The 12,332-nt window shown below is 71.8% G+C and carries 11 protein-coding genes; 8 read left to right on the top strand and 3 right to left on the bottom strand.

Features of this window, described 5'->3' with window-relative positions; genetic code table 11:
• The 6 genes from Asi02nite_RS36285 to Asi02nite_RS36260 form a co-directional block, all read left to right on the top strand.
• On the top strand, positions 1–389 hold a 389-nt coding region (locus Asi02nite_RS36285; RefSeq protein ID WP_373312398.1), incomplete at its 5' end, for an AAA family ATPase.
• Positions 386–1,312 carry a DUF58 domain-containing protein gene (locus Asi02nite_RS36280; protein WP_203718573.1) on the top strand — a complete coding sequence of 309 codons (927 nt, stop codon included), beginning with the start codon at positions 386–388 and terminating at the stop codon, positions 1,310–1,312. The genes Asi02nite_RS36285 and Asi02nite_RS36280, both read left to right, overlap by 4 nt.
• Positions 1,309–2,259 (top strand): VWA domain-containing protein, encoded by a 951-nt coding sequence (locus tag Asi02nite_RS36275; protein WP_203718572.1) that lies wholly within the window; start codon positions 1,309–1,311, stop codon positions 2,257–2,259. The genes Asi02nite_RS36280 and Asi02nite_RS36275 overlap by 4 nt, the downstream gene beginning before the upstream one ends.
• A gap of 10 nt (positions 2,260–2,269) precedes the next feature.
• Positions 2,270–3,130, top strand: coding sequence for a S1C family serine protease (locus tag Asi02nite_RS36270; RefSeq protein WP_203718571.1), 861 nt, complete (start codon positions 2,270–2,272; stop codon positions 3,128–3,130).
• A gap of 9 nt (positions 3,131–3,139) precedes the next feature.
• On the top strand, positions 3,140–3,820 hold the full coding sequence (locus tag Asi02nite_RS36265) for a response regulator transcription factor (protein WP_203718570.1): 681 nt from the start codon (positions 3,140–3,142) through the stop codon (positions 3,818–3,820).
• Positions 3,817–4,995 carry a sensor histidine kinase gene (locus Asi02nite_RS36260; RefSeq protein WP_203718569.1) on the top strand — a complete coding sequence of 393 codons (1,179 nt, stop codon included), beginning with the start codon at positions 3,817–3,819 and terminating at the stop codon, positions 4,993–4,995. Before Asi02nite_RS36265 ends, Asi02nite_RS36260 begins: the two co-directional genes overlap by 4 nt.
• On the opposite strand, the gene Asi02nite_RS36255 is transcribed toward Asi02nite_RS36260, so the two are convergent.
• The 3 genes from Asi02nite_RS36255 to Asi02nite_RS36245 form a co-directional block, all read right to left on the bottom strand.
• Positions 4,992–6,044 carry a LacI family DNA-binding transcriptional regulator gene (locus tag Asi02nite_RS36255; protein ID WP_239127520.1) on the bottom strand — a complete coding sequence of 351 codons (1,053 nt, stop codon included), beginning with the start codon at positions 6,042–6,044 and terminating at the stop codon, positions 4,992–4,994. The two genes, Asi02nite_RS36260 and Asi02nite_RS36255, sit on opposite strands and share 4 nt — an antisense overlap.
• 107 nt (positions 6,045–6,151) lie before the next feature.
• Entirely contained in the window at positions 6,152–7,423 is a 1,272-nt protein-coding gene (locus Asi02nite_RS42610; RefSeq protein ID WP_203718568.1) for a DUF1996 domain-containing protein, read from the bottom strand.
• Between the two features lie 8 nt (positions 7,424–7,431).
• Entirely contained in the window at positions 7,432–9,582 is a 2,151-nt protein-coding gene (locus tag Asi02nite_RS36245) for a discoidin domain-containing protein (protein WP_203718567.1), read from the bottom strand.
• Between the two features lie 434 nt (positions 9,583–10,016).
• Here Asi02nite_RS36245 and Asi02nite_RS36240 point away from each other — a divergent pair, with 434 nt between their 5' ends.
• Together Asi02nite_RS36240 and Asi02nite_RS36235 are read left to right on the top strand one after the other, a co-directional pair.
• Positions 10,017–11,285: an ABC transporter substrate-binding protein gene (locus Asi02nite_RS36240; RefSeq protein ID WP_203718566.1), complete on the top strand. Its 1,269-nt coding sequence runs from the start codon at positions 10,017–10,019 to the stop codon at positions 11,283–11,285.
• 81 nt (positions 11,286–11,366) lie between these two features.
• Positions 11,367–12,311 (top strand): carbohydrate ABC transporter permease, encoded by a 945-nt coding sequence (locus Asi02nite_RS36235; protein ID WP_203718565.1) that lies wholly within the window; start codon positions 11,367–11,369, stop codon positions 12,309–12,311.
• The last annotated feature ends 21 nt before the right edge of the window (positions 12,312–12,332 follow it).

Here is a 12,332-nt window from a genome sequence, read left to right as displayed (position 1 = left end):
GGACCAAGCAGGTGCTCGATCCCGCGCGGTTGCGGGAGCTCCAGGCCGCGGCGCGCGACGTCTTCGTGCACCACGCGCTGGCCGAGTACGTGGTGCGCCTCGTCGTCGCCACCCGCGGCGCGCCTCAGCTCGCCTACGGCGCCAGCCCGCGGGCCACCCTCGGCCTGGTCGCCGCCGCCCGGGCGCTGGCCCTGCTGCGCGGCCGCGACTACGTGCTGCCGGCCGACATCACCGACCTCGCGGTCGACGTGCTCGCGCACCGCCTGGTGCTCTCGTTCGACGCGGTGGCCGACGAGGTGTCCGCAGAGTCCATTGTAGAGCGTCTGCTGGCTGCCGTGCCGCCGCCACGGATCGCGCCCTACGAGGGCGAGCGGGCGGTGGCGGCATGACGGCGACGATCCACCAGCTCGCGCCCGAACGCCGGCTCCGGCGGCTCGAGCTGCTCGTGACCCGCCGGCTGGACGGGCTGCTCCAGGGCCAGTACCTGGGTCTGCTGCCGGGCCCGGGGTCGGAGTTCGCCGGCTCGCGCGAGTACCGGCCCGGCGAGGACGAGGTGCGCCGCATGGACTGGGCGGTCACCGCCCGGACCAACGTGCCGCACGTGCGCCAGGTCGACGCGGACCGGGAGCTGACGACCTGGATCCTGGTCGACGGCTCGGCGAGCATGGACTTCGGCACCGCGGAGATCGAGAAGCGGGAGCTGGCGGTCGCCGCGGTGGCGGCGGTCGGGTTCCTCACCGCGGGCTTCGGCAACCGGCTGGGCGCGCACCTGGTTGACGGCACCCGCCGGGTGTTCCGGGCCCGCACCGGGCGTACCCACCTGCGTGGTGTGCTGCGGGCGTTGCTCGACGCGCCCCGCGTGGCCGAGGGCGACCCGACCCCGCTCGCCGCGGCCGTCGCCGGCGTGGCCCGGTCGGCCCGGCGGCGCGGGCTCGTCGTGGTGGTCTCGGACTTCCTCGACGACTCGAGTTGGGCGGCCGAACTGCGCCGCCTCGCCGCCCGGCACCAGGTGCTGGCCGTCGAGGTCGCCGACCCGCGCGAGCTGGAGCTGCCGGACGTCGGCCTGATCACCCTGGTCGACACCGAGACCGGGCTGCGGCGCGAGGTGTCGACGGCGAGCCGGAAGCTGCGCGCGGACTACGCGGCCGCGGCGGCGGCGCAACGCTCGGAGGTACGGGCGGCGATCCGCGCGGCCGGCGCGGTTCATCTTCCACTTCGGACAGACCGCGACTGGGTGGTGGACATCGTGCGGCACGTCCTGACGCAGCGCCGCCTGGCGGCCGCCGCCCCGCGCAAGGGCGGTGCGGCATGAGCTTCCAGAGCCCCTGGCGCCTCCTGCTGCTCGTCGGCGTCGCCGCGCTGCTGGCCGCGTACGTGTTCCTGCGCCGCCGGCGCAGCCGGTACGCCGTGCGGTTCACCAACCTGCGCCTGCTCGACAAGGTCGCCCCGCATCAGCCGGCCTGGCGCCGGCACGTACCCGCCGGGTTGTTCCTGGCGATGCTCGCGCTCCTCACGGTCGGGTTCGCCCGGCCGACCGACGAGGTGCGGGTGCCCCGGGAACGCGCGGTGGTGATGGTCGCGGTCGACGTCTCCCTGTCGATGACGGCGACGGACGTGTCGCCCGACCGGCTCGCGGCGGCAAAGGAGGCGGCCCGCGGGTTCGTCGACGGGCTGCCCGAGACGTTCAGCGTCGGGCTGGTCGGTTTCGCGGGCAGCGCCTCGGTCGCGGTCGCACCGGTGACCGACCGGGCGGTCCTCGATGCCGGCATCGAGCGGCTCGAAGAGGGCGGCACGGGCCGCCAGGGCACCGCGATCGGCGAGGCGATCTACGCCGCGCTGGACGCGGCCGCCGGCGTCGACCCGACGGATCCACCGCCGGCCCGCGTCGTCGTGCTCTCCGACGGCTCGAACACCGCGGGCCGCGACCCGGGTGAGGCGGCCGCGGCGGCGATGGCGGCCGGCGTGCCGGTGGACACGATCGCGTTCGGGACGGCCACCGGCCGGATCGGCGGCCCCGACGGCGGGCAGGCGGTGCCCGTCGACGGCGAGACGCTGCGGGCGGTCGCCGAGCAGGCCGCCGGCCGCTACCACGAGGCGGGCAGCGCCGACGAGTTGCGCGCCGTCTACGACGACATCAACACGACGGTCGGCTACACCACCCAGGTCCAGGACGTGTCGGCCCGGTTCATCGGCATCGCGCTCGTCCTCGCGGCGCTCGCGGCGATCGCCTCGATGGTCTGGTTCGCCCGCCTCCCGTAAGGAGCAGCACATGAGCGGCCTCGGCACCACCCCACGCGGCCCCGGGTTCGTTTCCCCCCAACTCGAGCCCGGGGTCCCCACGGACCCGCCCGTCACTGCCGGACCGGCGGGCGGGTCCGGTCGGGGAACCCCACGCCGGCTCCTGGCCGGCCTGGCGACGATCGGCGTATCGGCGGCCGCGGGTGCCGCGGCCGGCGCCTGGGCCGGTGGCGACACCGACCCGGCGGCGGCGCCGGCGCCCGCCCCCGCGACGGCGACACCCGCACCGGCCGGGACCGTGCCCGGCGACCTGGTCGGCGCGGCCGCCGCGGCGCTGCCCGGTGTCGTGCAGGTGCGGGCCGGCGCGGCCGGTGGCTCCGGCTTCGTCATCGACCGGAGTGGACACATCGTCACCAACGACCACGTCGTCGCCACCGCGTCGAACGTGTCGGTGGTCGGCGCCGACGGGCGCAGGCGGCCCGCCGAGGTGGTCGGCCGCGACCCGAGCAGCGACATCGCGGTGCTCCGCGTGGCGTCGGTCGACGGCCTGCGGCCCCTGACGTTCGCGTCCGGATCACCGCGGGTCGGTGAGCCCGTCCTCGCGGTCGGCTCACCGCTCGGTCTCTCCGGCACGGTGACCGCCGGCATCGTCAGCGCCCTCGACCGCCAGGTGCGGCTGGGCGAGGGCGGCCGGCGGGCGGCCATCCAGACCGACGCCTCGATCAACCCGGGCAACTCCGGTGGGCCGCTCGTCAACGCGCGCGGCGAGGTGGTCGGGGTGAACACCGCCATCGCCACGTTGGAGGGTGGCGGCAACATCGGCATCGGCTTCGCCATCCCCGTGGAGCGGGCCCGCGCCGCCGCACAGCAGATCATCAGCAGCGGTGGATAGCGTCGGGTCATGCGCCTGCTGCTGGTGGAAGACGAGGAGGACCTCGCGACCGCGGTCCGCCTGGGGCTGACCCGGGTGGGCCACGCGGTCGACGTCGCCACGGACGCCGCCCAGGCGTACGAGCGGCTCTCGTACACGGCCTATGACCTGATGCTGCTCGACGTGAACCTGCCCGACTCCGACGGCTTCGCGATCTGCCGGGCGATCCGGCGCGGCGAGGTGCCGGTCGAGGGAGCCGGCGAGCTGCGGATCCTGATGCTGACCGCGCGCGGCGCCCTGCGCGACCGGGTCCGCGGTCTCGACGAGGGCGCCGACGACTACCTGGTCAAGCCGTTCGCACTGGTCGAGCTGCTGGCCCGGGTGCGGGCGCTGCTGCGCCGCGACACCGGCGGTGCCGGCGCGGTGCTCACGGTCGGCCCGCTGACGCTGGACGCGGCCCGGCACGCGGCCACCCGGGAAGGCGCACCGCTCGCGCTGACCAACAAGGAGTTCGGCGTGCTGCACTACCTGATGACCCGGCCCGGGCACGTCGTGCCGGCGGAGGAGTTGCTCGAGCACGTCTGGGACGAGAACGCCGACCCGTTCACGCAGACCGTGCGGGTCACGGTCGGGACGTTGCGCCGCAAGCTCGGCGGTGCGGCGATCGAGACGGTGATCGGGCGCGGCTACCGACTGCGGGAAGCGGCATGAGACGCCTGACGCAGTCGATCCGGTTCCGCCTGACGGTGCTCTATTCCACCCTGCTCTTCGCGCTGGCGGCCACCGCGCTCGGCGTGACCTACGTGGCCGTCGAGCGGGCCACCGACCCCAAGCCGATCACCAAGCAGTTCCAGGCCGCGGTCGTGAAGCGCGACGTCGTGATCGACCGGCTGCAGGTGGCCGAGGTCGACCAGATCGAGTCGGCGGTCAACTTCGGCACCCTGCAGACCCTGCGCAACTACTCGCTGTTCGCGCTGGCCGGCCTGTTCGTCGCGAGTCTCGGCATCGGGTGGGTGCTGTCGGGCCGGGCGCTGCGGCCGGTCGGCGCGATCGCCCGGACGACCCGGGAGATCCAGGCGACCGACCTGTCGCGGCGGATCCGGCTCGGCGGCGCCCGCGACGAGTTGCGGGACCTGGCCGACACGATCGACTCGATGCTCGACCGGCTCGACGAGGCCTTCCGCGGCCAGCGCGAGCTGATCGACGACGCCTCGCACGAGCTGCGCAGCCCGCTCGCGGTGATCCGGGCCAACCTCGACGCGTCGCTGGTCGAGGCGCCCGAGGCGACGCCGGAGGAGCGGGCGCGGGCGATCGCCGTCATCGACCGGGCGGCCACCCGGATGTCGCGCCTCGTCGAGGACCTGCTGGCCACCGCGCGCCGGGACGCGGAGGGGCTCGCCGACACCGACGTCGACCTCGGCGCCGTCGCCCGGGAGGCGGGGGAGGAGTACGCCACCGTGGCGGCCGCCAGCCAGGTCTTCCTGGCGTACGACGTGCGTCCGGGCCTGATGCACATCGGCGACCACGACGCGCTCCGGCGAGCGGTCGGCAACCTGCTCTCCAACGCGGTCCGGGTGTCGCCCGAGGGCGGCACGGTCACGGTCGCGGCCGGCGCGGCACCCGGCTGGCTGTGGATCGCGGTGGCCGACCACGGCCCCGGCATCACCACGGACGACCAGGCACGCGTCTTCGACCGCTTCTGGCGCAAACCCGATGGTGGCCGCGACCGTCGCACCGGGTTGGGCCTCGCGATCGTGCGGCAGATCGTCGAGTCGCACGGCGGCCGGGTGGCGGTGCACTCCACACCGAGCCGGGGCAGCACGTTCGTGATCTGGCTGCCGCGGCCGAACGCCGACGGCCCGCCCCCGGACCAGTCCCCGATCTAGCTGGACCCGCGCACGACCAGCGTCGGGTTGAAGATCACCGTGCGGGGGGACCGCTGGGGCTCGCGGAGGCTGGCCAGCAGCAACCGGGCCATCTCGCCGGCCATCTCCTCGACGGGCTGGCGCACGGTCGTGAGCTGGGGTCGCGCCTCGAGCGCCGCGCTGCTGTCGTCGAACCCGACCACCGAGATGTCGCCCGGCACCTCGCGGCCCATCTCCTGCAACGCCCGCACGGCGCCCTCGGCCATCAGGTCGTTGGCGACGAACAGGCCGTCGAGGTCGGGGTGGGCGTCGAGCAGGGCGCGGGCGGCCGCCTCGCCGCTGGCCCGGGTGAAGTCGCCCTCGACCACCGGCGGCGCGGGCAGCCCCTGCCGGGCCAGCGAGTCGCGGAAGACGGAGAGCCGGTCCTGACCGGCCGGCATGTCCTGCGGCCCGGCGATCGTGCCGAGCCGGCGCCGGCCGCGGGCGACCAGGTGCTCGGCGGCGAGCCGGACGCCGGTGGGCTGGTCGACGTCGACGTAGCTGAGCGGCACCGGGCGGCCCGGGCGGGCCGAGAGCACGGTGGCGACGCCCATGTCGGCGAGTTGGCCGGGGAACGGGTCGGCGGCGTGGCTGGAGATCAGCAGGACGCCGTCGACGTGTCCCTGGCGCAGGTAGCGCAGCACCTGGTCGTGCGCCGGCGGGTCGGCCGGGATGATCACCAGGTGGATGCCCTCGACCCGGAGGACCTCCTGGGCGCCGGCGGTGAGCCGGCCGAAGTACGGGTCGGTGAAGACGCGGTTGAGGAACGTGGCCGCGTACTCGCGGTGGTTCGGCGGCTCGCTGATCACCAGGGCGACCGAGTCGGTCCGCCGGGTGACCAGCGAGCGGGCGGCGAGGTTGGGCACGTAGCCGGTCTCCTGGATGGCCCGCTCGACGGCGGCCCGCATCCGCGGGTCGACGGTCGGCACGTCGTTGACCACGCGCGACACGGTGGCCCGGGAGACCCCGGCCGCCACAGCCACCTCGTCCAACGTCGGCGGACGGGCGGGATCGACGGGCCGGGATGTCACGGGACCAGTTATAGCACCGGAAGAACTTCCGGAACTTCCGGCGCCCTGGCGGCCGTTAGAGGACCCCGCCGACCCAGAATTGGGCCGACGGGGTCGATGAGTTCGCGTCACGGGGTTCCGTTGACGCCGCACTTGATGATGGGCCGGATGCAGTCCCGTACGCGGCGCTCCATCTCCGCCACGGGCCAGGCGTTGAAGAAGTCGCCGTGCATGGTGAACCCGCGCCCCGAGGCGAGCCGGATCCGGGCCGGGTCACCGTTGACCGGGTAGCGCAGCACCTGCCGCAGCTTCGGCACGGGCACCGGGTGGGTGCTCGGGCAGTCGCCGTTGACCGGGTACGCCATGTGGCTCTTGTGGTTCGGCGAGTCCAGGTCGCGACCGTTCCAGCATTGCGGGAAGTCCAGGTAGGACTCCAGCATGCTGCCCGGCGGACAGTTGATGAAGTCCTTGCCCGCGCCGGCCTCGTTGTGGTGCAGGCACGACCACCGCGAGATGGTGGTCGCGTCCGGCGCGGTCGCCTGCGCGTTGCCGGCGACGATCCGCAGGCCCAGCGGCAGCGCCTGGATGCGCGCGGTCACGTCCGGCCGCACGCCCTCACCGAGGTAGTAGAAGATGCCCGTGACCGGCTCGACCGGCTGGTTGTCCTGGTAGAGCGTGGGCACCCAGTAGGACGACAGGTCGATCGCCGGGTTGCAGTTGCTCGTGCCCGACTGCAGGCTGGCGAGGTTGGTGTAGGCGTTGACGTTGCGGGCGCCGAAGAAGCTGTGCATGTGCGAGGCGCCCGGCAGGCCGGGATAGATGATCGGGTCGTCCGGCAGCCGGTGCGAGAACGGGCAGTCCGCGAGGAACTCGGACACCCGCACGATCGGCCCGGTCGGCGGTGGCGGCGGAGGTGGAGTGGCACCACCGACCCCGTACACCTGGAACTCCCAGAGCGAGACGCCCCACTGGGTGGCCCGCCGGGTGGTGTGGATCCGCACGTACCGGCCGCTGCCCGAGACCGTCAGGTCCTGGTTGCCGCCGGTCGCGGTCGTGGTGCTGTAGATGGTCGTCCAACTGCTGCCGTTCGACGACGTCTGCAGGGTGTACGCGCTGGCGTAGGCGCCCTCCCAGCGCAGCACCACGCGGCTGATCGTGGCGCTGGCACCGAGGTCGACCTGCAGCCACTGCGGGTCGCTGAACGCGCTCGACCAGCGGGTGCCGTTGTTGCCGTCGACGGCGTTGCTCGCGGCCGACCCACCGTTCTCGGTGGACGACGCGCTGGCCGCACGACCCTGTGAGATCAGCGGGTCGGCCGCGACGGCGTCACCGGTGGCGGCCACCAGGTAGCCACCGAGCAGAAGCACCAGCACGGCGGCGAAGCTTCCTGTTCTTCGCATGGCGACTCCTAGTTCTGGTAGACCCGGACGTAGTCGACGAGCATCCGGGACGGGAACGGGGTGGTGCCGTCGACGGGACCGGGGAAGTCGCCGCCGACCGCGAGGTTGAGGATCACGTAGAAGGGGTGGTCGAAGACCCACGGGCCGCGGGTCGCCTCGACGGTCGCCTTGCTGGCCACGAAGACCGTGGTGCCGTCGAGCTTGAACGTCATGCCCTTGCTGTCCCACTCGACCGCCCAGACGTGGTAGTCGTTGGCCAGGTCGACGCCGCCGGGTGCCGGATATTTCTGCCCGTAGCCGGCGCCGCCGTTGTAGGCGGGCGCGTGCAGGGTCGAGTAGCCCTCGAGCGTGTTGCGGCCGAGGACCTCCATGATGTCGATCTCGCCGTTGTAGGGCCACGGACGCCCGGTGAGGAAATCGGCGCCCATCATCCAGAACGCCGGCCACAACCCGTTGCCCTTGGGCACCTTGACCCGGGCCTCGATCCGGCCGTACTGGACGTGGAACTTGTTGCCGGTGTTCATCCGGTGCGAGGTGTAGTCCCGTCCGCCGGCGGTCTCCCGGCGCGCCTCGATGACCAGCGAGCCGGCACCGTCCATGTTGGCGTTGTTGTTGTTCGTGTAGTACTGGATCTCGTTGTTCTGCCCGGTGCCGGGGTCGATCGTCCACTTGCTGGCGTCGGGCTTGCTGCCGGCCGGCCCGTTGAACTCGTCGCTCCACACCAGACGGTTGGCGGGGAACGTCGGGTCCGGCGGCATCGCGGGCGGTGCGGTCGGGTTGCCGCCGGTGCCGTACACCTTGAACTCCCAGAGCGAGTAGCCGTAGGTGCTGGACCGCGCGGTGCCGTACATCCGCACGTAGCGGCCGGTGCCGGTGACGTTGAGCGTCTCCTTGAAGCCGGCCCCGGTGGTGGTGGAATAGATGGTGGTCCAGGTGGAGGCGTTCGGCGACACCTGGATCTGGTAGGAGCGCGCGAACGCCGGGTCCCACTGCAGCACCACCTGCGTGATGCCGGCCGTGGCGCCGAGGTCCACGTAGATCCAGCCGGGGTCGACCCAGCCGGTGTTGGCGGCGGTGGCCCAGCGGCTCGCCGGGTCGTTGTCGAACGCCCGCGCCGGCGTGCACTCCCAGCAGGCGCCGTCGTTCTGGCTGGTGCTGGCGACCGCGGGCTTGTTGTAGGAGAGCAGCCGGACGGTGCCACCGGGCGGCGGGTCGGTCGGCGGCGGGTCCGTGGGCGGGTTCGTCGGCCCACCACTACCGGTACGGATCTGGAACTCCCAGAGCGAGTAGCCGTAGGCGGTGCCCCGCGCGGTGCCGTACACCCGCACGTACCGGCCGGAGCCGGTGACCGTCAGCACCTGGGTGCCGCCGGTGCCCGTGGTCGTCGAGTAGATCGACGTCCAGGTCGCGTTGTCGGTCGAGGTCTGCACCTGGAACGCCCGCCCGTAGGCGGCCTCCCACTGCAGCGTGACGCCGCAGATCGACTGGGTCGAGCCGAGGTCGACCGAGAGCCACTGCGGGTCGGCGGCGGCGCTGGACCAGCGGGTGCCGGTGCTGCCGTCGACGGCGGCGCTCGCCGGGAACACCGCGCTCTGCGTCGACGAGGCGGTGGCGGGCCGGCCCTGCGCGGCGTTCGTGGTGCCGCAGCCGCCGGTCGCGCCGGTGCTGCCGTACACCTGGAACTCCCAGAGCGAGACGCCGTACCCGGTGGCCTTGGCGGTGGCGTTGACCCGCACGTAGCGGCCGCTGCCGGTGACCGTGAGGTCCTGCACGCCGCCCGTGCCGTTGGTGGTGGTGTGGACGGTCGCCCAGGTCGTGCCGTTGGCGGACGTCTGGACCGTGAACGCGGTCGCGTACGCGGCCTCCCAGTTGAGCACGACACGGCTGACCGTGGCCGTCGTGCCGAGGTCGACCTGCACCCACTGCGGCACGCTGAACGTGCTGGACCAGCGGGTGCCGGTGTTGCCGTCGACGGCCGCGGCGGCCGGGGTGCCGGCGTTCTCGACCGAGGAGGCGGTCGCGGGCCGGCCTTGCGAGATCAGGGGATCGGCCGCCGCCGCGGTCACACCGGTGACCACGAGGAAGCCGGCTAACAGTGCGAGGACGGCGCCGCCGAGCGCGGCCGGGCGCCATCGTCGGCCGGGCAGGACCCGACTCATGTGCATCTCCTTTACGTGGGACGGGACGTAAAGAAAGCGCTCTCTTGGCCGGTCACTCTGACGTGTAACCCAGAGTGTGTCAATGGCTGACGAACGTCGATGTCTGTGGGCGGCAAACCTGATGGCACACAGGGACGATTCGCGATTCTCGATCTATTGACGCCGCCCGCCCGTGCGGGCACCGTAGGGGAAGCGCTCTCCCAGGCCGATCTCGCAGGATGTAACGAAACCGCAACGGATCCTTGACATGGCGCTCACGGTCCTCGATGGTCGGAACCCAAGTGAGAGCGCTCTCTCTCATCCGGCGACACGCACCACACGACCACCACCACCGTCCCAGAACCAGCTTCGACCGCGTTGCCGCCGACCGCCACACCTGCGTTGGAGAGCGCTCTCCAAAACCTGCCCACACAACCGATCGCCTGGAGGAGTCCATGCGCAGGTTCACCGCGGTCGTCCCGATTGTCGCCGTCGCACTGCTCGCGACGGCGGCGTGCGGGAGCGGCGACGGCGACAACCAAGCTGCCGACGACGGTCCGGTCACCCTTACGGTCGCGACGTTCGGCGAGTTCGGATACAAGGAGCTCTACGAGGAGTACCAGAAGCTCCACCCCAACGTGAAGATCACCGAGCGGATCACGAAGACCGAGGACCACCACAAGAACCTCGCCGCGCACCTCGCGACGAACACCGGCGCCGCCGACATCGAGGCGCTCGAGGAAGGCTGGATCGGCCAGTTCACGGCCCAGCCGTCGAAGTTCGTCGACCTCAACGAGCTCGGCGCCGGCGACATCAAGAACCAGTGGCCCGAGTGGAAGTGGAACGTCGCGACGTCCAAGGACGGCAAGACGATCGGCCTCGGCACCGATGTCGGCGGCATGGCCATGTGCTACCGCACCGACCTGTTCCAGAAGGCCGGCCTGCCCACCGACCGCGCCGAGGTCTCGAAGCTCTGGCCCACCTGGGACGCCTACATCGAGACCGGCAAGAAGTTCGAGGCGGCCAAGGTGCCGGGCGCGCACTTCTTCGACGGCCCGACGGTCATGTACCGCTCGATCCTCGGTCAGGCCCCGGTCGGCCTCTACGACGGCGACAACGTCGTGGTCGACAGCAACCCCGAGGTGAAGAAGGCGTTCGACCTCTCCGCGCTGGCCGTGACCTCCGGCCTGTCGGCCCGCGCCGAGGCGTGGACCCCCGCCTGGAACGCCGGCTTCGCCAAGGGCACGTTCGCCACGCTGGGCTGCCCGTCGTGGATGATGGCCTACATCCAGACCCAGGCCAAGGACGCCTCGGGCAAGTGGGACATCGCCGACGTCCCCGGCGGTGGCGGCAACTGGGGCGGCTCCTGGCTGACCGTGCCGAAGCAGAGCAAGAACCAGAAGCAGGCGTACGAGCTGGCCAAGTGGCTGACCGCGCCCGAGCAGCAGGCCAAGGTCTTCCAGAAGTACGGCAACTTCCCGTCCACCGTGACCCTCTACGAGGACGCGGTCATCAAGGACTTCGTGAACCCGTACTTCAACAACGCCCCGGTCGGCCAGATCTTCTCGAAGTCCGTGCAGACCATGAAGGCGCAGTACCTGGGCCCGAAGGCCGGCGACATCAACACCCAGATCATCAACGGCCTCACCCGGATCGAGCAGGGCAAGCAGACGCCCGACGCGTCCTGGCAGCAGGTCCTGACCGACGTCAAGGCACTCCTCTAAGTCCATCCCCGCTCGCCTGGTCCCGGTGCGCGTCAGCGCCCGGGACCACGGCGCGCACCTAGCAAACCGGAGGTTACGGGGATGACCCAGCTGGTGACGGAAAGGCCGGTGGATGAGCGGCCCTCATCGCGCCGGGGCCTGCTGCACCGTCTCGACGTCAAGGGCTCGCCCTACCTGTACATCGCGCCGTTCTTCCTCCTCTTCCTGGCGTTCGGCGTCTTTCCGCTGATCTTCACGGCCTGGGTCTCCATGCACGAGTGGAGCCTGCTGGAGGAGGAGCACACCTGGATCGGCTTCGGCAACTACAGCGCGCTCTGGGCCGACCCGGCCTTCTGGAACGCCCTGTGGAACACCGTCTCCATCTGGGTGCTCTCCACGGTGCCCCAGCTCCTGATGGCGCTGGTCCTGGCGCACATCCTCAACCAGCGGCTGCGCGGGCAGACGTTCTGGCGGATGAGCGCCCTGATCCCCAACATCACCAGCGTCGCGGCCGTGGCGATCATCTTCAGCCAGCTCTTCGGGCGCGACTACGGCCTGATCAACTGGGTGCTCGGGTTGTTCGGCGTCGACAAGGTCGACTGGACCGCCAACTCGTGGAGCTCGCACCTGGCGGTCTCGCTGATGATCATCTGGCGGTGGACCGGCTACAACGCCCTGATCTACCTGGCCGCGATGCAGGCGGTGCCGAAGGAGCTCTACGACTCGGCCTCGCTCGACGGCGCCAGCAGCTTCCAGCAGCTCCGGAAGATCACGGTGCCGGCGATCCGGCCGACCATCATCTTCACGGTCATCATCTCCTCGATCGGCGGCATGCAGGTCCTCGCCGAGCCGTTGCTGTTCGGCGGCAACGGGTTGACGGGCGGTTCCGACCGGCAGTTCCAGACCCTCGCGCTCTACCTCTACGAGGTGGCGTTCGGCCGGTTCGACTTCGGCTACGCGTCCGCGAGCTCCTGGGTGATGTTCCTGATCATCGTCATCGTCGCGGCGATCAACTTCGCGCTGACCAGCCGGCTTCGGAGGAGCTGATGGCCACTACCCTCGCACCCC

The organism is Asanoa siamensis (genome assembly GCF_016862555.1).
Classification (GTDB): Bacteria; Actinomycetota; Actinomycetes; order Mycobacteriales; family Micromonosporaceae; genus Asanoa; species Asanoa siamensis.
This window is presented reverse-complemented; position numbering and strand designations above follow the sequence as displayed.